We start from the raw sequence: 20,816 nt of genomic DNA on the forward strand, positions 1-20,816 counted from the left end.
TCTGGTCGGGAATGCCTAGAGTAGGGCGTCCGGGAGCGCCGCCGGGCAAGGGGCCGCAAGCGTTGGGATTCCCAGCGATCTCGGCCGTTCCGCTCAGGAGGGCGACATGATCGACCAGTCTTCAATGCTCTGTGCCCATTGCCAGCGCTGCGGACGGCGTTCCGTGCTCGGGCGCGTTGATGCGGCCTCTCTGGCGCCTCCGGCCGATGGTGAGGCGCCGCCGCGGCTGCGCTGCGACATGTGCGGAGGGCGGCAGGTGAAGCTGTTCAACGCCAATGGGCCTGTGGAAATGCTCGCCTTCCTCAATGGCCGCATCTGAGCGGCGAGGCCGGCTCTGAGAGCACTGTCCCCGAGTCGCCGCCCGGTTTCCTGGCTGCATTCCTCGAACGAAATGGCGGTTCGCGCGTTAGGCCCCCAACACAGGCGAACAGGCGAGAGCGCGCGATGGCTAATCCGAACAATGACTTTGGCTCCTCTAACCGAGGGCCGTTCACCGAAGGCGGTTCGTCCAGCCAGGGGGCCTCGGCGTCAGGCGCATCGCCCTTCAGCGCCGCAGGTGGCTCGACAGCTTCCGCCAGCGCCTCGGGGCACGGCGAGCGCATGGGCTCGCGCGCGTCCGACGGCGTTGCCCGCTCCACCGTCCGGCAGGAGCCGACACAGCGCTATTCATTTCGCGCACTGGTTGCAATGGGGCTGATCGGCTTCGCCGTCGGCCGCCTCTGCTCGCGCTGAGCCTTGCACCTTGCCCTGCGGGCGGACCTTTTCGGAACTCAACATGCAGACCCTCACCGTCCGACACGTCACCCAGTATAGCTATGCCAATCCGGTCACGTTCCAGCCGCACCGGCTGATGCTGCGCCCGCGCGACAGCCATGACCTGCGGCTGGTCGGTGCCGATATCGCGCTGTTTCCGCATGGAAATATACGCTGGATGCACGACGTCTTCGGCAACTCCGTCGCGGTGGTCGACTTTCTGGAACCGTCGAACGAATTGAAGATCGAGAGCCTGCTCACGCTGGAGCGCTACGGTCTGGGCGGGCTCGATTTCGAGATAGAGGAGAGCGCAACCTCCTATCCCTTCGTCTATTCGCCAGATGATCGCATCGATCTCGGCCGCATGCTGGACCCGCATCATCCCGACCCGCATGGTGAACTGGAGGCTTGGGCGAAGGGATTTGTTGCCGCACGGCCGACCGACACCATGGCGTTGCTGACGGATATCAACAACAGCATACATAAGGGCTTCAGTTACAATCTGCGCTTCGAGGAGGGCACCCAGCCCCCATTGGAAACGCTGCGCCTGGGCACCGGCTCGTGCCGCGATTTCGCGTTGTTGCTGATCGAGACGGCCCGCTCCCTGGGCTTCGGGGCGCGCTTCGTGACCGGCTATCTCTATGATCCCGCCCTTGACGGCGGGGATTCCGCGCTGGTCGGCGCCGGCGCCACACATGCGTGGGCGGACATCTACCTGCCGGGTGCAGGCTGGGTCGAATTCGATCCCACCAACGGAACGATTGCCGCCGACAACCTCATCCGCGTCGCCGTGACCCGCGATCCCAGCCAGGCGGTGCCGGTGGCGGGCGGGTTCACCGGCCTCACCGGCGACTATCTCGGCATGACAGTCGACGTCTCGGTACGCTGCGTGCGGCCGGAAGAGCCACTCGCCGCCTGAAGCGACGCCTCGTCGAACAAAAGGCCCGCCAGATGGCGGGCCTTCGTCGTTTTCAAACAGCCACCTTCAGGCGGTCGCGTTCTCCAGCGTGGGGTAGTCCGTATAGCCCTGGGCGCCGCCACCATAGAGATGGTCGCGGTCCAGCTCATTGAAAGCGACGCCAAGGCGCAGGCGTTCCACCGCGTCGGGCGAGGAGATGAAAGCCTTGCCGAAGGCAACGAGGTCCGCCTTGCCGGCCGCAATCACCTCTTCCGCCATCGCCTTGTCGTAGCCGTTGTTGACCATCCAGGCGCCGCTGTAGCGGGCGCGCAGGGCCTCGAAGTCGAAGTCCGGCACAATGTCGCGCGGGCCGCCCGTGGCGCCCTCGATCATATGCACATAGACCGGGTGCAGCCTCTCGACCACGTCCATCACATGGCTGAAGAGCACCTGCGGATCACTGTCGGAGAGATCGTTGGCCGGGGTGACGGGGGAAAGCCGCAGGCCGGTCCGCGCGGCGCCGATCTCGCCGATGACGGCCTGGAGGACCTCCTTCAGGAAGCGGGTGCGGTTCTCGATCGATCCGCCATAGGCATCGGTACGCTTGTTGGCGCCGTCACGCAGGAACTGGTCGATGAGATAGCCATTGGCGCCGTGGATCTCGACGCCATCGAAGCCGGCAAGGATGGCGTTCGCTGCCGCCTGGCGGAAGTCGTCGACGATGCCGGGGATTTCGTCCAGCGTCAGTGCGCGCGGCTCGTCGACCTCGGCAAAGCCATTATTCGCATAGGTCTTGGTATTGGCGCGAAGGGCAGAAGGGGCGAGAGGAGCGGCGCCGCCCGGCTGCAACGAGCGGAGCGAGACGCGCCCGACATGCCAAAGCTGCACGAAGATGTGGCCGCCGGCGCCATGCACGGCATCGGTGATCTTCTTCCAGCCCTCGATCTGCGCCTGCGTGAACAGGCCGGGCGTGTCCTGGTAGCCCTGCGCGGTGGCGGATATCTGGGTCGCCTCGGTGATGATGAGGCCAGCGGTGGCGCGCTGACGGTAATATTCAACCGCAAGCGGCGAGGGGACGAGGCCGGCACCGGCGCGGTTGCGGGTCAGCGGGGCCATGACGATGCGGTTGGCAAGAATGATGTCGCCGAGGCGATAGGTGTCGAAAAGGGATTTCGTGGCAGCCACGATGTGCTCCTGTCGAGAAAGGGCCCTGTCGTTGAGCAGGGCGTTGGAGCGCAGTTAATCATTGGACCGGCGGTTCCAAGGGCCAAATCGCACGACCTTCGTTGGGGCTTGAATGTTCCTGCGCCGGCCCTTGGCGCGTCGCCTGCAATTTCGGGCGGCATGCTCTAGAAGGGGAGGCCGAGCAAACGGGGCCTACCAGATGATCGACATCGCCACTCGCGTCTACAATCACACATGGAAGATCGACCCGATCGTCCGCTCCGTGCTCGATACGGATTTCTACAAGCTCCTGATGGCGCAGACGATCTATCGCCGGCATTTCCACACCCGCGTCACCTTCGGCATCATCAACCGGACGCGGAGCGTGCGAATCGCCGACTTCGTCGATGAGGGCGAACTGCGCGAGCAGCTCGACCATGTGCGGACATTGTCGCTGACGCGCGGGGAATCGACCTGGTTGCGCGGAAACATGTTCTACGGCAAGCGCCAGATGTTCTCGCCGGACTTCATCGCCTGGCTGGAGACGTTCCGCTTTCCCGCCTACCACCTCGAAAAGCGCGACGGGCAGTATGAGCTGACCTTCGAGGGACCGTGGATCGAGACCACCATGTGGGAGATCCCGGCACTTGCCATCATCAACGAGCTCCGCTCGCGCGCGGTGCTGCGCAGCATGGGCCGTTTCGAGCTGCAGGTGCTCTATGCGCGGGCCATGACTCGTGTCTGGGAGAAGGTCGAGCGGCTGAAGGCGCTGGGCGGCGCGGGCGTCGCCGATTTCGGCACCCGGCGCCGGCACGGCTTTCTCTGGCAGGACTGGTGCGTGCAGGCGATGATGGAGGGGCTGGGTGAGCGCTTCCTTGGCACCTCGAACTGCCTGATCGCGCTGCGCCGCGAGGTGGAGGCCACCGGCACCAACGCCCACGAACTGCCCATGGTCTACGCCGCGCTGGCCGACACCGACGCGGAGCTGGCATGCGCACCCTACAAGGTGCTGGCCGACTGGCAGCAGGACTATGAGGGCAATCTGCTTGTGATCCTGCCCGACACGTTCGGCACCAGCCATTTTCTCGAGCAAGCGCCGGACTGGGTAGCCGGCTGGACCGGCATCCGCATCGACAGCAAGGACCCGATCGAGGGCGGCGAGGAGGCGCTGCGTTGGTGGCGCGCGCGCGGGCAGGATCCGACGCAGAAGTTGGCGATCTTTTCGGATGCCCTCGACATTGGCGACATCGAACGCATTTACCGCCACTTCCAGGGGCGCCTGCGGATGGGCTTCGGCTGGGGTACGCTGCTGACCAATGATTTCCGAGGCTTTGCGCCCGAAGGGCGACTCGATCCCATTTCTGTCGTCTGTAAGGTCATTTCGGCGGATGGCCGCCCGACGGTGAAGCTGTCCGACAACCCTACCAAAGCCATGGGGCCGCCGGAGGAGCTGGCCCGCTACCAGCGAATCTTCGGTGCGATGACCGCGCCATCGCGGGCGGTGCTGGTGTAGGGGTGTAAATTCGCTTCCCACAACTTATTGCGTCTGTTGAGCTAATTTGATGGGAGCCGCGTCGGGCGGGGCCAAGAGTTGCCGCAATCTTTGTTCATAAGGAAATTTCCGGCATGTGACATTCTTGCATCAAGGTGCAAAGTGCCGGTAAGTTGTCACCCGTCGCATACGAAGGCGGTTTACGGAACTCGGTCGCGGGCCTTCGGGCGCCGGCCCGAATGGACTGGAAGAACGCATGCGAAGTGGTCAGCGCCGCACCCTTGAGCTGGCCGTCAGTGTCCTCCGGCACTGCCGGCGACTGCACTGTGCAGACGCTTCCAACCTTACGGCCTCCTCCGTGCTTCCCCGCCTTTTTCCCGTAGCGTAGAGTTCCCGCGCCATGCCAACGTCATCGCAGCAGCCGCGCGGAACCGGGCTCTCCTCCTCTCTCATTTCCGATTTCCGGACCATCGTCAGTTCGCTTGAGCAGGAGAAGGCCGACAGCCATGGCATTGGTGCCGGCGTCGAGCCGTCCTCCACGCCTCCGGGCGCGGGTCGCGAGCCGCGCTCCCTGGGGGATGTGCGCAGCCGCCTCGCGGCTCTGGGAGACATGGGTGACGTACTGGCCGCGCGCCCGGCTGCCGCGCGGACCGAACCGGGGGCCGCATCATCCGGCGCCGATTCGGCCCAGGCGGCCCGCCGGCGTAGCTTCGGCAGCTCCGCGCGCCCGTCGGGCGATGCCGAGACGCGGCGCAAGCGCAACGCCTCCAAGGACGTCATCACCTGGCAGCGCCTCGGCTTGCTTGCCGTCTTCATGGCGGTGGTCGGAGGGGGCGCCGTCCTGCTGCAATCTCTGGCCGCCCGCGAGGAGGCAAAGGTCGCGCCCGAGGTGATCGGCAATGCGGCCGTGGCCAGCGTCGCGCCCTCGGCTGTCCAGCCTGAATTGTCGGGTGGCCCGGCGGCCGCCGTCCCGCTGGTAGAGGTCGCGCCGGCCGCCCCGACGCCAGAGGCCTCTTCGGCTCTCGTAAACGCTCTGCCCGGCAACAGCATTCCGCCCCTCCTGCGCAACACCCAGGCCCCCCTCGACGCGGCCGGCGAGGCGCTCCCCGTCACCGCCTTCGCCGCGCCGGAAACGAATGTCGGCCCCCTGTCGGCCCCGGTGGTCCCGGAGGCGGCGGAGGCCGAGCCGGTCGTGGCCTCGATCGAACTCACGGCAGCTCCTTCAGCCCCGCCTCTGGTCGCGCTGCCGAAGGAGGCTCCCCTGCCGCCTGCCCGCGCGCCCGAACGTCCGGTGGCCGCCCTTGCCGCCGCTCCTGCGGAGACCGAGGCAGCGGCGCCGGCTGAGGCCGCCGAGGAGGGCGACACACCTGCAGGATTCGGCGGCGAGCCGATCGGTACCGCCGTGACACGCCGTCCCGTCACCATGCGGGCTGCACCGAAACGGGGCGCGGCGGCCATCGGCAATCTGCCGGCGGGCCAGAAGGTGGATCTCGTCGTCTGCCAGCAATGGTGCGAGATCATCGTCGAGGGCAAGCGCGTCTTCGTCTACAAGAGCTTCATCGACGCTAGTGGCGTTGCGAGTTCCGCTGCTGCTGCGGAAGGGACGGGTGCGGCCGCCGAGACCACTGCCGCCGAGTGAGCGGGGTCGGTAACAGGTTGAAGCAAATAGTGAAGCCTTTGACGCGGCTTTGCGATTCGGCCTCTCTCGCCACACCCGGGGGCGCATGTTAGACCCCCCGACGACGAATTCAGATGGAAGGATATGCGCGCATGGTTCAGGACCCGGGCGGGGCTTCAGTGCCCGTTCGCGTCGGCGTCGTCGGCGTCGGCATCATGGGTTACAACCACGCCCGCGTGCTTAACGATCTGCCGGGCGCCGAGTTGATCGGCATCGCCGATCCCGATGCCGGCCAGCGCGAAAAGGTGGCGGCCCTTCTTGGCTGCCGGGCCTTTGCCAGCCTTGACGATCTGGTGGCAGAGGGGGCCGACGCCCTCGTCATCGCCGCTCCCACCCACCTGCACCACGACGTGGCGCTCGCCGCTATCAATGCCGGCATGCATGTGCTGGTCGAAAAGCCAATCGCACCCACTGTCGCCGAGGCCGAGGCGATCGTCGCCGCTGCAAAGGCCAAAGGCGTGGCGTTGGTGGTCGGTCATGTCGAGCGTTTCAATCCGGCGGTCGAGGCGGTGAAGAACGCCATTCGCGACGAGGAGATCCTCTCCATCGCCATCACCCGCGTCGGACCGTTTCCGCCGCGCATGTCGAATGTCGGCGTGGTCATTGACCTCGCCGTGCATGACATCGACCTGATTTGCCATTTCACCGGCTCGCATATCACCGAGGTGCAGCCGCAGGTGAAGGCCGCCGTGGCCGAGCGCGAGGACATCGCGCTGCTGCAGTTCCGCACCGCCAATGGCGTGCTGGCGCACATCAACACCAACTGGCTGACGCCCTTCAAGGCGCGCACCGTCCATGTCGCCACCCGCAAGAAGTATGTGATCGGCGACCTGCTCACCCGGCAGGTGACGGAGTATTTCGACTACAAGCCGGATGGCAGCTATTCGATGCGCCACCTTCCCGTGGCCTATGCCGAGCCGCTGCGGCTGGAGCTTCTGCGTTTTCTGGATGCCGTGCGCGGCGGATCGGCACCGGCGGTGACAGGCGAGGACGGCGTGGCTGCTATCGCCACCGCCATGCGCTGCCTCGAAGCGCTGGAGCCGACGCCCACTGAGCCGATGCCCGCCGAGCCGACGCCCCTGCGCGCCAGCGTGGCCTGAGAGGAAGACCGATGAATTCGCATGTGAAGACCGAACTGGCGCCGATTCCTTTCGTCGACATCGCGGCGCAGCGGGCCCGGCTCGGCACCCGTATCGACGACGCGGTGGCGCGGGTTCTCAACCATTGCCGATTCATCAACGGCCCTGAAGTGACGGAGTTCGAGCAGCAGCTCGCCCGCTTCGCCGGGGCCAAGCATGCGGTGGCGTGCTCCAGCGGCACGGATGCGCTGGCCATGATCTTGATGGCCTGGGGAATCAAGGCCGGCGACGCGGTGTTCTGCCCGGCCTTCACCTTCTGCGCCACCGCCGAGGTGGTGCCATGGGTCGGCGCGACCCCGGTCTTCGTCGACATTCTCGAAGACACCTTCAACATGGACCCGGCGAGTCTTGAAGCCGCCATCGAGGTGGCCAAGCGCGAGGGACTTACGCCGAAGGTCGTGGTTCCGGTCGATCTTTTCGGCCAGCCGGCCGACATGGACGCCATTGAGGCCATCGCCAATGCGTATGGCCTCAAGGTGCTGTGCGACACTGCGCAGGGTTTTGGCGCCACCTGGAACGGCCGGCGCACCGGCTCCTTCGGCGCCGCCACCGCCACCAGCTTCTTCCCCGCCAAGCCGCTGGGCTGCTATGGCGACGGCGGTGCGGTGCTGACCGATGACGACGCTCTCGTTCCTGTGCTGAAGAGCGTGCGCGAGCACGGCCAGGGCGTCGACAAATATGAGAATGTCCGCCTCGGCATGACCGGCCGGCTCGACACCATCCAGGCGGCGGTGCTGCTGGAGAAGCTGGCGATCTTCGAGGACGAGATCGCCGCCCGCCAGCGCGTCGCCGAGCGCTACAGCGCGGCTCTGGCCGATATCTGTGCGGTGCCGGCGGTGGATCCGCGCGCCACCTCGGTCTGGGCCCAGTACACCATCCGGCTGCCGCACGGCGTGCGCGACGGGCTGGCGGCGGCGCTGCAGAAGGAGGGCGTGCCGACGGCCGTTTATTATCGCCTGCCGATGCACCATCAGCCCGCCTATGCGCAGTTCCCCATTGCTGGAAATGGCCTGCCGGTGTGCGAGAAGCTGGCGGGCGAGGTGATCAGCCTGCCGATGCACCCCTATCTCGATGAGGCCGCACAGGACCGCGTCATTGCGGCGGTGCGCCGCGCGCTCGGCGCCTGACGTCCGGCGGGACTGGCGAGAAGAGGGCGGGACGGCTAGCTTTCCGCCCGCCTTCGTTTCCGGCTTCCGGCAGCCTCAACCCTTCCGTCGGCACCCCATGATTCGCAGCATCTTCACCGTCGGCGGCTGGACGCTTCTCTCGCGGCTGACGGGGTTTGTCCGCGACATCGTCATGGCGGCCGTCATCGGCGCCGGGCCGCTGGCGGATGCGTTCTACATTGCCTTCCGCCTGCCCAACCATTTCCGTTCCATCTTTGCGGAAGGGGCCTTCAACACCGCCTTCATCCCGGCCTATGCGCGGGTGAAGACGGTGGAAGGCGACGCTCCGGCGCGGAAATTCGCCGATGGCATCCTGACCGGCGTTGTGCTGGTGCAACTGCTCCTACTCGCCGTCGCGCTGCTTGCCACCGACTGGGTGGTGGCGACGCTGGCGCCGGGACTTTCGGACGATCCCGAGCGCTTCGCCCTGACGGTGGATTTCACCCGCATCACTTTCCCCTATCTCGGACTGATCGCGGTGGTGACGCTGGTCGGCGGGGTGCTCAACGCCAATGACCGCTTCTGGGCGGCAGCCGCCGCCTCGATCCTGCTCAATGTCGCGATGGTCGGCACGCTGAGCCTGGCCGGACTGTTTCCCACCGCCGGTCATGCGGCTTCGTGGGGCGTGCTGATCTCCGGCTTCCTGCAACTCGGATTGCTGGTGTTCGACGCCGAGCGCCATGGCCTTGGCCTGCGCTTCGGCCGGCCGAGGCTCGATCCCGAGACCCGTGCCTTCCTGATCGCGCTTGGCCCAGCGATCATCGGCTCGGCCGGCGTGCAGCTGGCGCTGTTCGCCGATACCATCATCGCCTCCTTTCTGCCGGAAGGCGCGGTGGCGGCGCTGTTCTATGCCGACCGCATCAACCAGTTGCCGATCGGCGTCGTCGGCATTGCGGCGGGCATTGTGCTGCTGCCGGAGATGTCGCGGCGGATCGCCGCCAATGACCTCGATGGGGCGCGCTTTTCCCAGGCGCGGGCGATCGAGCTGACGCTGCTGCTGGTGCTGCCCTTTCTCGCGGCCGCCTTGACGATCCCCGAGATCATCATGCGCGGCCTGTTCATGCGCGGCGCCTTTACCGCCGAGGCGGCGGCGTCGGCCGGAGCGACGCTGGCGGCCTATGGCATCGGCCTCGCCCCGTTCGTGGTGGTGCGGGCCTTCATGGCGCCGTTCTATGCCCGGGGCGATACGCGCACCCCGGTGATGGCAACGCTCGGCGCCGCACTGGTCAATATCGGCCTGAAGATCCTGCTAATGGATACGCTCGCACAGGTCGGTCTCGCCTTCGCCACCTCGATCGGCGGCTGGATCACCGTGCTGGTGCTGGCCTTCCTCGCCCATCGTCGCGGCTATGAGTGCGGCGACGTGCAAATGTGGCGCAGCCTGCCCCGTCTCGTGCTGATCGGCGCTGTCCTTGCCGCGACCCTGTTCGCCACGGCGCGGTTCGCCGGGCCGTCTCTGGCCGGCTTCGTCCATGGCGGCGACGAGGCCTTGCTGGCATTGTGCGTCGCGGCAGGAGGTGCCGTCTATGCGGGCCTGGTGCTGGCACTGTTCGGGCGGCGCTACCTCAGGGGTCTGCTGCGCGGGCGATCCCCGGCGGTGACGAACTGACGATTTATTGCTTACGCGGTGCAGCATAATTGTGGTAGTTCGCACCGGCGTCTCGGGCTCCGGGCGGGGGTGGCCGATGAAACGCGATCTCGGGACAGGGTCCCGAAATACCCGAAGAGCCTTCTCGGAGACGCCTATGATGACCGCGCTGCCGCGCCTTTCCCTCGCTGCACTTTCTCTTGCCACTCTGGCGCTGGCGGGTTGCTCCGAGCCGAACCAGGGACAGCAGGCGGCGCCGCCTCCGCCGACCGTGACGGTCGCCCATCCGACCACACGCACCATCACCGATTACGACGAATATGTCGGCCGCTTCGCCGCCGTCGATCTGGTGAACGTCTACGCCCGCGTCTCTGGCTATCTCGAAAAGGTGTCTTTCACCGACGGTCAGGTGGTGAAACAGGGCGACCTGCTGTTCACCATCGACAAGCGTCCGTTCCAGGTGGCGCATGATCAGGCGCAGGCCAATCTGGAGCGGGCCCAGGCTCAGCTCGATTTCGCCCAGTCGGACCTGCAGCGCGCCCAGACCCTGATCGACGACAAGACCTCCAACGCCATCTCCAAGCAGGCCTATGACCAGCGGCTGCAGAGCGAGCGCACGGCGCGTGCCGACGTAGCGGCCGCGCAGGCGGCGATGCAGGCGGCGCAGCTCGACCTCGATTTCACCGACCTCAAGGCGCCTGTGACGGGCCGGATCGGCGATCGTAAGGTCTCGGTCGGCAACCTTGTCACCGGTGGTTCGGGCGGCACCAATACCAATACGCTGCTGGCCACCATCGTCTCGCTCGATCCGATCTATTTCGAGTTCACCTATGACGAGGCCTCCTATCTGCGCTACCAGCGCATGTCGAAGGACATGGGTGACAAGGGGCTGTCGATCCCGGTCAAGCTGGGTCTGATCGACGAGAAGGGCTTCACCCACGAGGGCAAGCTCGACTTCGTCGACAACCGCATCAGCGAGGACACCGGCACGATCCGCGGTCGCGCGACCTTCGCCAATCCCGACGCGACGTTCACGCCCGGCATGTTCGGCCGGATCGAGGTGCCGTCCTCGGCCCCGCACGAGGCGCTTCTGGTGCCGGATGTGGCCATCGGCACCGAGCAGACCCGCAAATTCGTCTATGTGCTGCAGCCGGGCGACCAGCCGCAGGCGCCGCAGATGAAATATGTCACGCTTGGCCGCGCCTATGACGGCCAGCGCGTCGTCACCAGCGGCATCGGCAAGGATGACCTCGTCGTGGTCAACGGGCTGATGCGCATCCGCCCCGGTGCGAAGGTGGTTGGCAAGCTGGAGGCGGCGCCGGCGACCCCGGCTCCGGGTGATGGAACCGCCGCGGGCGCTGGCGAGGCGCCTGCAAAGGCTTCCGCCACCCCGCCCGCGAACTGAGCGCGGAGGCGGTCCCATGCGTTTCTCACACTTCTTCATCGATCGCCCGATCTTCGCCTCGGTGGTTTCCATCGTGGTGATGATCCTGGGCGCCGTCGCCTTCGTCGCCCTGCCCGTGGCGCAGTATCCCGACATCGCGCCGCCCGTGGTCAATGTCAGCGGCCAATATCCGGGCGCCAGCGCGGAAACCGTGGCCGACACGGTGGTCGCGCCGATCGAGCAGCAGATCAACGGCGTCGAGGGGATGCTCTACATCTCCTCCAACTCGACGGCGGACGGCCGCTTTTCCATCGCCGTGACCTTCGACATCGGCACTGATCTCGATATCGCGCAGGTGCAGGTGCAGAACCGGGTCGCTACCGCGACGCCGCGCCTGCCGCAGGACGTGCAGCAGATCGGCGTCACCGTCGCCAAATCATCGCCCGACATCCTGATGGTGGTGAGCCTGTTCTCGCCGGACGATTCGCGCGACTCGCTGTTCATCTCGAACTACGCCAACCTGCAGATCAAGGATCAGCTGCAGCGGGTGCCGGGCGTCGGCTCGATCACCGTGTTCGGATCGCGCGACTATGCGATGCAGGTCTGGCTCGACCCGCTGAAGCTGCAGGCGCTGAACCTGACGGCCGGCGACGTGACCGCCGCCCTGCAGGCGCAGAATCTCCAGGTGGCCTCGGGCGTGCTGAACGCGCCGCCCGTGCCGAACCAGATGGGCTTCCAGGTGGCGGTGCGGACCCTCGGGCGGCTGTCGACACCGGAAGAGTTCGGCAACATCGTGGTCCGCGAAACCGGCAACGCCGTGGTGCGTCTGCGCGATGTCGCGCGGATCGACATCGAGGCGCAGGACAATTCCTCGATCTCCTATTTCGACTCCAAGCCCTCGGTCGCGCTCGGCATCTTCCAGCTGCCGGGCTCGAATGCGCTCGCCACCGGCGAGGCGATCGAGGCGGCGATCAAGGAGATTTCCAAGGGTTTCCCGCCCGGCGTGACCTATTCCACCGCCTACAACCCGACGCAGTTCATCGCTGAATCGGTCCGCGCGGTGGAGCACACCATCATGGAGGCCATCGTCCTGGTGGTGATCGTGGTGGTGCTGTTCCTGCAGAGCTGGCGGGCAGCGATCATTCCGATCCTGGCGATCCCCGTCTCGCTGATCGGCACCTTCTTCATCATGAGCCTGTTCGGCTTCTCGCTGAACAACCTGTCTCTGTTCGGCCTCGTTCTGGCGATCGGCATCGTGGTCGACGACGCCATCGTCGTGGTGGAGAGCGTGGAGCACAACATCTCCACCGGCCTCAGCCCACGCGATGCCGCCTACAAGACCATGGACGAAGTCGGCGGGGCGCTGGTGGCGATTTCGCTGGTGCTGGCCTCGGTGTTCATCCCGTCGGCCTTCATCACCGGCATTTCCGGCGAGTTCTACCGCCAGTTCGCCCTGACCATCGCCGGCTCGACACTGATTTCGCTGCTGGTATCGCTGACCCTCTCGCCGGCGATGTGCGCGCTGCTGCTGAAGCCGCATAAGGGCGCCGACCACAAGCCGGCCTGGTATGCGCGGCCCTTCACCGGCTTCTTCCATTATTTCAATAAGGGCTTTGATGGCGTCTCACGCGGCTATGGCTGGCTCACCAGCAAGCTGGTGCGCGTCGCCGTCGTGGTGCTGCTGGTCTATATCGCCATTCTCGCCGGCGGCTTCCAGCTGTTCCGCACCACGCCGCAGGGCTTCATCCCGGCGCAGGACCGTGGCTATCTCATCGTCGCAGCGCAGCTGCCCGGCGGCGCCGCGCTGGCGCGTACCAATGCGGTGATGACCAAGGCCGCTCAGGAGGTTTTGGCGACCCCCGGCGTGGCGCATGTGGTCAACATCGTCGGCTTTTCCGGCGCGACCTTCACCAACGCCCCCAATGCCGGCGCCATGTTTGTCATCCTCGGCCCGGCGGCCGAGCGGGCCGAACACCCCGGGCAATCTGCCGCCGCCATCCAGGGCACGCTGTTCGGCAAGCTGGCCTCGGTGGAAGAGGCCCAGATGATCGTCGTCATGCCGCCTCCCGTGTCGGGCATCGGCAATGCCGGCGGCTACCGCATGATGATCGAGGATCGGGGCGGGCGTGGCTATGAGGCGCTGCAAGGCGCGGTCTACGCCATGATGGGCGCGGCCAACCAGACGCCCGGCCTCAAGCAGGTCTATTCGCTGTTCGAGACCTCGACGCCGCAGCTTTTCCTCGACATCGACCGCACCAAGGCACAGTTGCTCGGCGTCAACATCGCCGACGTGTTCTCGACGCTGCAGACCTATATCGGCTCGTCCTATGTGAACGACTTCAATCTGTTCGGCCGTACCTACCGCGTGCAGGCTCAGGCCGACGCGCCGTACCGCCTAACCTCGGACGACCTGCTGCGCCTGCGGGTGAAGAATGCGGAGGGGCAGCTCGTGCCGCTCGGCTCCTTCACCACGGTGAAGGACATATCCGGCCCCTACCGCGTGCCGCGCTACAATCTCTACCCGGCGGCGGAGCTCGACGGCGACACCATGCCGGGCACGTCGCAGGGCCAGGCGATCCAGAAGATGCAGGAGATCGCCGCCCAGACGCTGCCGGACGGCTTCGCCTATGAGTGGACGACGCTGGCCTATCAGCAGGTGAGGGCGGGCAATACCGCCATCTTCGCCTTCGCGCTGGGCGTGGTGTTCGTGTTCCTCGTGCTGGCGGCGCAGTATGAAAGCCTGACCCTGCCGCTGGCGGTCATCCTCATCGTCCCCATGTGCCTGATCGCGGCGGTGGTGGGCATCCAGATACGGGGACAGGACAACAACATCCTCAGCCAGGTCGGCTTCATCGTCCTCATCGGTCTGGCGGCGAAGAACGCGATTCTGATCGTCGAGTTCGCCAAGCAATTGGAGGATCGTGGGGAAAACCGCTTCGTGGCCGCCACCGAGGCCGCCAAGCTGCGCCTGCGGCCGATCATCATGACCTCGCTCGCCTTCATCTTCGGCGTCGTGCCGCTGGTCATCGCCACCGGCGCTGGCGCCGAACTGCGGCAGGCGCTGGGCACGGCGGTGTTCTCGGGCATGATCGGCGTGACCTTCTTCGGCTTGCTGTTTACCCCGACCTTCTATGTGGTCTGCCGCTGGATCGCCGGTTTTGGCGAGCGGCGCCGCGGCCGCAAGCAGGAAGCCGCCCCCGCGCCGCACTGAACGCGGCTCTCGCAGCCTCGTTCCCAATCCTCAAAGCCCCGTCGCTCCTGCTGAGCGGCGGGGCTTTTCTTTGCTCGTGCCTATGACGGGCACTGAGCAAGTCGGCCGATCCGAAGACTGATCGGTGTCGCAGTCCGGCGCACAGGGGCGCTGTCATCGGATGTGCTGGCGGGCCGCCTTGCTGGACTTTGGGGACGGGTAGCGTCACCCACCATGCCGAGGCTGACGAGCTTGCTGTCCGCCGCCCGGCCTCGCGACCGGGGCTGGCATGTTGCGCGGGCTATCCCCCCGAAGTGTCCGGCCTATGCACCATGCGTCTGCGGCTCGGTGGGCGCTCGCCTCAGCTCAGACCCGGAGAGCGTGCCCCTGCTAGCGAGAGCCGGCAATCGCAGCTACCCGATTCCAGAAGGGGCCTTGAGCCAAAAGAAACCCCCCGCACGGGGCGGGGGCTCTCATCAGGCGTGGTCGGCCTAGGGCTGCGTCAGTCGAAGCGGCCGGCGGCATGGGCGAGCAGTGTGTAGACCTTGCCCGTATCCGAGGTCAGATAGGTCTTGGTCAGTTCCTGTCCCCGTTCGTCGCGCGAGACCTGCTCCAGCAGCCGTTCGAACTCGCCGATATAGCGGTCGACCGTGTCGCGGAATTCGAGGTCGCGCCGATACTTGCGGCGGATTTCCTCGAAGGTCTGCTGGCCCTGCATGGTGTAGAGCCGGCGGGTGAAGACGTTACGCTCGCCCTTCTTGTAGCGCTCCCACAGGTCGACAGCGGCCTCGTGGTCGATCATGCGGGCGATGTCCACCGACAGCGAGTCGAGCGACTCGATGGTGTGGTGAACCGGCCGCTCTGGCTGGCCCTGGCGCGGATCGAAATTGCGCGGGGGCGTGACAGGAACGCTCCGGGGAACCGGGCCGGACGGCGCCGGGCCTTCGCCATCAGAGGCGCGCGCCAGCAGTTCGGAGAGCCAGCCGCCCTTGTCCGGCCCGCCACGCTCCGGCGCCGCCGGGGCGAGGTTGGCCCGGCGCTGGGGCGCGGCCCCGCCGGTGCCGTTTCCGCGCGGCGGATCGAAATAGGAGGGCGCTTCCGAACGGGCGGGCTCGGGGCGCGGCGCCGACGGCTGGGGACGCGAGACCGCCGCGCGCGGAGCGGGTGCCGGTGGCGCCGCTGGAAGCGGGGTCGGGCCTACGAGCGGGGCGGCGAGGCGCGGGCGCGGCCCGGCGTCGACGTCCAGTGTGCGGCCATGGCGCGATACGATCTCGTTCAGCTCGGCAAGCGCCTTGATCTGCTCGGCGACGGTGCGGCGCATGGCGGAAGCGTTGGCCTCGGTTTCCTCCGGCAGCTCCAGGATGCCGCGCTTGAGCTCCTCGCGGGTCGTCTCCAGCAGACGCTGGATGTCGAGCACGGAGGCGCGCAGCGCCTGGGCGGCGCCAGAGAAGCCCTGATTGGCCTGTCGCATCAGCGTGTCGACCTCGCGCACGGCCTGCTCATAGGTCTCGTGCAGGGAGGCGATGGTGCGCTCGCGCTCGGCTTCGGTCGTCTCGCGGACTTCCTGCTGCTGGCGCACGATGGTGTCGGTCGAGGTGGTGGCAGCGGCGAGGATGGACTTGGAGATGGCGCTCACGCGCTCCTCGGCGCGGCCGAAGGTGCTCTCCAGCGTGCTGGTGTAGTGCGACAGCCGCTCATCAAGCTCGGCCGTGCGCCCGGAAACCTGCTCGGCAAGGGCGAGAAGCGCCTCGTGCCGGCCGCCGAGCGTGTCGTCGAGGTTCTCATGCGCGTTGCCAAGGGCGTTGGCGACGTTGGTGATGAGGTTCGCCTGCTCGCCGAAGGAATGGCTGAGCCGGGCGACATCCTTGAGCACGTCAGTGGAGACGGCGCGCAGATCGCGGATCTGCTCGTCCATGCGCGAGGAGGCGAGGGTGCTGGCTTCCTCGACATTGGCGACGGTGCTGCGGAACGCCTCCAGTCGCTCGGTGATGGTCTTCTCGGTGTCGGCGAGGTTGTTGACCGAGCTGGCGAGCACGTCCTGAAGCTGGACGTTGACGTCGCCAAGCCGCTCCAGCAGGCCGGTGACATCGCCCTGCAGCGCCTCGTTGGTGGCGGCGATTTCCGCTACCGCAGACCGGCCACTGGCCGCGATCGCCTCGATCAGGCCGCTGCCGCGGCCTTCAAGCGACGCCGCGAATTCTTCGGCGAGACGGGCGAACTCCTCGGAGGCGACATTGGTAGCCTGGCGGGCGCTGTCGACGAACTGGACACCGTGGCCGCCGAACTCGTCTACGAAGCGGGCGAACTCCTCTGAAACCCCGCCGGTCGCCTGGCGTACGCTTTCGACCAGTTGGGCGCCGCGACCGTCGAATTCGTCGACGAGGCGGGAGAACTCACCGGAGGCGATGCCGGTCGCCTGACGGGCGCTGTCCACCAGCTGGGCGCCGCGGCCGTCGAACTCGTCGACGAGGCGGGAGAACTCGCTCGAGGCAATTTCGGTCGCCTGGCGAGCGCTTTCCACCAACTGGGCACCGCGGCCGTCAAACTCGCTGAGCAGCGAGTCGCCGGCGCGGGCGATGTCCTGAGTAACCCGGCCGCCGATCTGCTGCAGCGAGGTCGATACCTCGCCCGTGACGAGCTTGAGCGAGGAATTGACGTCGTTGCCAACCGACTGGAGCGAGGCGGTGACTTCGCCGCCGGCAGCCTGAAGCGAGGCGGCGACATCGCCGGTGATCTGCTGCAGCGAGGAAACGACATCGCCGCTGATCTGCATGAGCTGGTCGGCCCGGCCGGTGGTCGCCGTCTCGAAGGCAGAGATAATGGCGTCCGAACGGGTCTCCAGCGTATTCAGCAGCTCATCGCTGGCGCGCATGATGTCGGAGACGGCACCGTTGCGGGTGGTGTCGAGCGCCGTCACAAGGTTCTGGCGGTGATCGTCGATCGCCGAGAGCAGGTCGGTGCTTGCGCGGGCGATCTCGCCGGTGATGGAGATGCTGCGGTCTTCCAGTGCCGTGAGCAGGCCATTGCCGCGCTCCTCCACGATGCGGGCGATCTCGTCGGTGCGGGAATCGAAGAGCGTCGTCACCTCGCCGGCGCGGTCGACCAGCGTCCGGCTAACATTGTCGACGAGCGAGGTCAGGCTGGTTTCGATCTCGGCGGCTTCGCTGCGGAGCTGGCCGGCGACCGCGCCGATGCGCTGGCCGAGAAGGTCGGCCATGGCGGCGCCACGCACCTCGACCGAGGTGGCGACATTGTCGATGCGGCTGACGACGGTTGCTTCGAAGCGACCGACCCGCTCGTCCAGAGACGTGGCGATGTCCTGGGCCCGCGCGGCGAGGGTGCGGTCGGCCTGGTCGATGTGCTGCGAGAGTTGGTCGGTGATGGTGCCGGCGCGCTCGTCGAAGAAGCTGCTCAGCATTTCCAGCGACTGGCTCATCGCGTCATTGGCCTGTCGCGCGCCCTCCGACAGCGTGTGGGCGAATTCGACAGTGCGATTGCCGAGAGCCTCGTTGAGCCCATCGACGCCCCGGTCGAGCACGCCCTCGATGTTGGCAATGCGCATGTCGAGCGCAGCCGCGACCTGCTCGGCCTTGTTGGAGACCTGGTCGTCGAAGCCGGACAGGTTGGTGTCGATGGCGCGGGTCACGGCCTCGACGCGGTCGGAAATACGCTGGACCAGTTCACCGCCATGGCTGTGCAGGACGGTGTCGAAGTCACGCAGGCCGTCGACGATCTGGCGGCCGAGTGTCGAGGTGTCGGTCGAGATACGGTCGGCGATCTCGCCGCCGCGGACGCTGACGAGATCCTCGATGTTGCGGAACTGCTGCTCCAGATGGTCGCGCATGTTTTCGCTGCGCGTGGTGAGGTCGGAGGCCAGATAGTCGGCCGCCTCACGGAACTGCTCGGTCACGCGGGCGCCGTTGTCGGCGAGGGTCTGCGCCGCTTCGGCGCCGACATGGGCGAGCTGCTGGGTCAGAGCTTGGCCGCGATAGTCGATATCCTGGGAGACACGGCCCGCCGCTTCGGCGAGCGCGTCATGGATGCCGGTGCCCGCCTGCGAGAGCTGGTGAACGACGCGCTGGCCGGTTTCGCCCAGCAGGCGCTCCAGCTCGGCGCCGCGCACGGCGACGGCGTCGTAAATGCGGTTGCCGGTGTCGGCGATGCGGTCGGCAAGGTCGTCGCCGCGCACGGTGATGGTGTCGGCCACCCGATTGCCGGTTTCCTCCAGCTTGCGGACGACTTCGCCGCCGCGCACCGAGAGGTCGAGCACCAGCGCGTCGCCGGTGCTCTTGAGCGTCTGGTTCACCTGGCTGGCGCGGATGGCGATCTCGTCGGCGAGGCGCGTGCCGGTGCTGACCAGGGCGTCGGTGATCTCGTCGGAGCGGGCGGTCAGGGTGCTGGTGAGATTGATGGTGGTGGCTGAGAGCTTGTCGCCCATCTCCTCGGTGCGCAGGTTCACCACATGCGACAGTTCGGCAGCGGTGCGCAGCAGGCGATCGCCGATTTCGTCGGTGCGAGCGGCCAGCGTGTCGGACAGGTTCTCGGTGACGCCGGCCAGCTGGCGGCTGATCTCGTCGGTCCGGGTGGCCAGGGTGTCGGACAGGTTCTCGGTGACGCCCGAGAGCTGGCGGCTGATCGCATCCGTGCGTGAGGCCAGGGTGTCGGTGAGGTTTTCGGCGATGCCGGCAAGCCGCAGGCCGATTTCGTCCGAGCGCGTGGTGAGGGTCTTGGACAGAGTGTCGGTGGCGCCGGAGAGCTGGCGGCTGATGTCGTCGGTCCGGGAGGACAGCGTGTCGGTCAGCTGGGTGGTGACGCCGGAGAGACGATCGCCGATCTGGTCGCTCTGCGCCGAGAGTGTCGTGATAAGGTGGTCGCTGGCGTCGGCGAGGTTGGTGTTGACCTCAGACCCGGTGGCCTGGAGCCGGTCGATCAGGTCGCCGCCCTTTTCGGACAGGGCCTCGATGATGGTGTCGCCGACGCGGCCGAGCGCGAGGGTGATGTGTTCGCCGCGATCGGAAAGCGTGTGGGCCACCCGGTCGGCGGCCAGCATGACGGTTTCGTTGATGCGCTCGCTGACGTTACCGACTTCCTCGGTGAAAGTGTAATGCGAAGAGGCGATCGTCTCGCGCACATGCTCCGTCTGGGTCAGGATGGCGTCGCGTTCGAGCTGCAGCCGCTCGATCAGCTGGTGCATCTTGCGGCTATTGTCGTCATAGGCCTGGGCGAGCGCCGCGACCTCGCCGCGCACAAAGGCTTCCGCCTCGCTTGCGCGGGTGACGGCCTGCTCCAAGCCCGCATACTGGGCGAGGGTGTCCGGCGAGACGCCGTCGGGCATCTGGATCGCCGGAAGGGCCGCGCCGGTCGCGGCTACGGCCGGCGCTGGGGCAGGCGCGGGAGACGGAGTCCGGGCCGGCTCGGCAAGGCGGATGGCGACCTGCGCCATCGAGAAGGCGACGATCCGCATTTCCTGCATCCGACGCACCATGGCGGCGAGCACGAGGAAGAAGATCGGCGGGATGATCGTCGCCGCCACGCCGGCGAGGAAACCGGGGGCGTTCGCCATCGCAGCGAGATCGCCGGCCAGGCTGCCGAACTGGGCCTGCAGCAACACGCCGCCGGCGACAAGCCAGGCGAGCGAGGCGATGGTTGCCAGAACATAGGGTGCGGAGGAGGGGCGGCGCTGGAGCGAGGACAGAAGTTGGCCGATGCTCTCGCGGTCGTCATTGGCCGCACGGCGGCCCTTGGGGCCGGGCCGCGAGGAGTCCGGGGCCTCGGTTTCGGTGCGGGCCTCACCGCGCGGCAGGGCGGCTGCGGCGCCGGCGGCCGCCGCGCTCGCCGCAAGGGCGGGAGCTACCGGGGCAAGGTCCGCCTCGCTGGCGGAAGAGGTGAAGTCGAAATTCGGCTCGCTGGTGCGGTCGTATTCGGAGGTTTCGGCAAGATCGGCTTCCGTCAGGGTGAAGCCGTCATCGTCGAGCGACGAGGCCTCTAGATCCTGCGGGTCCGTCGTGTCGCCGAACAGGTCGATATCATCGAGAAAACGTGAGGAAACGGCCTCGCCGGACGCGCCGGCGCGGGTTTCGATGCGCGGCCCCTCCGGCTCGCGGGCCGGGGGAAGCTCGAAGTCGTCCTCTGCCGATGCGGCGAAGCCGTCATCAGGCGAGTGGTCGAGACTCAGCGCCTCCTCGATAGCCGACAAGGCGGCCTCGGCGGGATCCTGCTGAACCTTCTTCGTATTCGTCGACATCGGCGCCTGCCTCCGGTCCGTACTCTACTCCGACCGGCTTGCGCCGTCGGGCCGGGGTTTCGCGGAGTTGTGGTATTCCCGTCGGCGGGAGAAGTTCCGCACTTGACGAGAGGAACACCA

12 protein-coding genes are annotated in these 20,816 nt (G+C 66.9%); 10 read left to right on the plus strand and 2 right to left on the minus strand.

Features of this window, described 5'->3' with window-relative positions; genetic code table 11:
• The first annotated feature begins 106 nt into the window (after nt 1-106).
• The 3 genes from BLO63_RS02000 to BLO63_RS02005 all read left to right on the plus strand — a co-directional run bounded on the left by BLO63_RS02000 (nt 107) and on the right by BLO63_RS02005 (nt 1,672).
• On the plus strand, nt 107-319 hold the full coding sequence (locus BLO63_RS02000) for a hypothetical protein (RefSeq protein WP_091436309.1): 213 nt from the start codon (nt 107-109) through the stop codon (nt 317-319).
• 125 nt (nt 320-444) lie between these two features.
• Complete coding sequence (locus BLO63_RS20880; protein ID WP_143007045.1) at nt 445-732, plus strand: hypothetical protein; 288 nt, start codon at nt 445-447, stop codon at nt 730-732.
• A 43-nt stretch (nt 733-775) separates the two neighbouring features.
• A complete protein-coding gene (locus BLO63_RS02005) occupies nt 776-1,672 on the plus strand; it encodes a transglutaminase family protein (RefSeq protein WP_091436311.1) in 897 nt (298 codons plus the stop codon).
• Nucleotides 1,673-1,738: 66 nt separating this feature from the next.
• Here the strand turns inward: BLO63_RS02005 and BLO63_RS02010 are convergent, their stop codons facing one another.
• Nucleotides 1,739-2,836 carry an alkene reductase gene (locus BLO63_RS02010; RefSeq protein ID WP_091436313.1) on the minus strand — a complete coding sequence of 366 codons (1,098 nt, stop codon included), beginning with the start codon at nt 2,834-2,836 and terminating at the stop codon, nt 1,739-1,741.
• A gap of 199 nt (nt 2,837-3,035) precedes the next feature.
• On the opposite strand from BLO63_RS02010, the gene BLO63_RS02015 reads away from it, so the two are divergent.
• The 7 genes from BLO63_RS02015 to BLO63_RS02045 all read left to right on the plus strand — a co-directional run bounded on the left by BLO63_RS02015 (nt 3,036) and on the right by BLO63_RS02045 (nt 14,473).
• Complete coding sequence (locus tag BLO63_RS02015) at nt 3,036-4,328, plus strand: nicotinate phosphoribosyltransferase (RefSeq protein WP_091436315.1); 1,293 nt, start codon at nt 3,036-3,038, stop codon at nt 4,326-4,328.
• Nucleotides 4,329-4,707: 379 nt separating this feature from the next.
• Entirely contained in the window at nt 4,708-5,946 is a 1,239-nt protein-coding gene (locus BLO63_RS02020; RefSeq protein ID WP_091436316.1) for an SH3 domain-containing protein, read from the plus strand.
• A 131-nt stretch (nt 5,947-6,077) separates the two neighbouring features.
• Entirely contained in the window at nt 6,078-7,085 is a 1,008-nt protein-coding gene (locus tag BLO63_RS02025) for a Gfo/Idh/MocA family protein (protein ID WP_091437241.1), read from the plus strand.
• An 11-nt stretch (nt 7,086-7,096) separates the two neighbouring features.
• Entirely contained in the window at nt 7,097-8,251 is a 1,155-nt protein-coding gene (locus tag BLO63_RS02030) for a DegT/DnrJ/EryC1/StrS family aminotransferase (RefSeq protein ID WP_091436318.1), read from the plus strand.
• Nucleotides 8,252-8,348: 97 nt separating this feature from the next.
• Entirely contained in the window at nt 8,349-9,899 is a 1,551-nt protein-coding gene (gene murJ, locus BLO63_RS02035) for a murein biosynthesis integral membrane protein MurJ (RefSeq protein WP_091436319.1), read from the plus strand.
• A 136-nt stretch (nt 9,900-10,035) separates the two neighbouring features.
• Nucleotides 10,036-11,283 carry an efflux RND transporter periplasmic adaptor subunit gene (locus BLO63_RS02040; RefSeq protein WP_091436321.1) on the plus strand — a complete coding sequence of 416 codons (1,248 nt, stop codon included), beginning with the start codon at nt 10,036-10,038 and terminating at the stop codon, nt 11,281-11,283.
• 16 nt (nt 11,284-11,299) lie between these two features.
• Nucleotides 11,300-14,473 (plus strand): efflux RND transporter permease subunit, encoded by a 3,174-nt coding sequence (locus BLO63_RS02045; RefSeq protein WP_091436323.1) that lies wholly within the window; start codon nt 11,300-11,302, stop codon nt 14,471-14,473.
• Between the two features lie 481 nt (nt 14,474-14,954).
• Here the strand turns inward: BLO63_RS02045 and BLO63_RS02050 are convergent, their stop codons facing one another.
• Nucleotides 14,955-20,696, minus strand: coding sequence for an apolipoprotein A-IV repeat region-like domain-containing protein (locus BLO63_RS02050; protein ID WP_091436324.1), 5,742 nt, complete (start codon nt 20,694-20,696; stop codon nt 14,955-14,957).
• Nucleotides 20,697-20,816 lie beyond the last annotated feature (120 nt).

The sequence above is a fragment of the Ancylobacter rudongensis genome, from assembly GCF_900100155.1.
Lineage (GTDB): Bacteria > Pseudomonadota > Alphaproteobacteria > Rhizobiales > Xanthobacteraceae > Ancylobacter > Ancylobacter rudongensis.

Excerpts from the sequence above, each read along its gene's own strand:
- BLO63_RS02000 (WP_091436309.1), top strand. The coding sequence starts at position 107 with ATGATCGACCAGTCTTCAATGCTCTGTGCCCATTGCCAGCGCTGCGGA.
- BLO63_RS20880 (WP_143007045.1), top strand. The coding sequence starts at position 445 with ATGGCTAATCCGAACAATGACTTTGGCTCCTCTAACCGAGGGCCGTTC.
- BLO63_RS02005 (WP_091436311.1), top strand. The coding sequence starts at position 776 with ATGCAGACCCTCACCGTCCGACACGTCACCCAGTATAGCTATGCCAAT.
- BLO63_RS02015 (WP_091436315.1), top strand. The coding sequence starts at position 3,036 with ATGATCGACATCGCCACTCGCGTCTACAATCACACATGGAAGATCGAC.
- BLO63_RS02020 (WP_091436316.1), top strand. The coding sequence starts at position 4,708 with ATGCCAACGTCATCGCAGCAGCCGCGCGGAACCGGGCTCTCCTCCTCT.
- BLO63_RS02025 (WP_091437241.1), top strand. The coding sequence starts at position 6,078 with ATGGTTCAGGACCCGGGCGGGGCTTCAGTGCCCGTTCGCGTCGGCGTC.
- BLO63_RS02030 (WP_091436318.1), top strand. The coding sequence starts at position 7,097 with ATGAATTCGCATGTGAAGACCGAACTGGCGCCGATTCCTTTCGTCGAC.
- murJ (WP_091436319.1), top strand. The coding sequence starts at position 8,349 with ATGATTCGCAGCATCTTCACCGTCGGCGGCTGGACGCTTCTCTCGCGG.
- BLO63_RS02040 (WP_091436321.1), top strand. The coding sequence starts at position 10,036 with ATGATGACCGCGCTGCCGCGCCTTTCCCTCGCTGCACTTTCTCTTGCC.
- BLO63_RS02045 (WP_091436323.1), top strand. The coding sequence starts at position 11,300 with ATGCGTTTCTCACACTTCTTCATCGATCGCCCGATCTTCGCCTCGGTG.
- BLO63_RS02050 (WP_091436324.1), bottom strand. The coding sequence starts at position 20,696 with ATGTCGACGAATACGAAGAAGGTTCAGCAGGATCCCGCCGAGGCCGCC.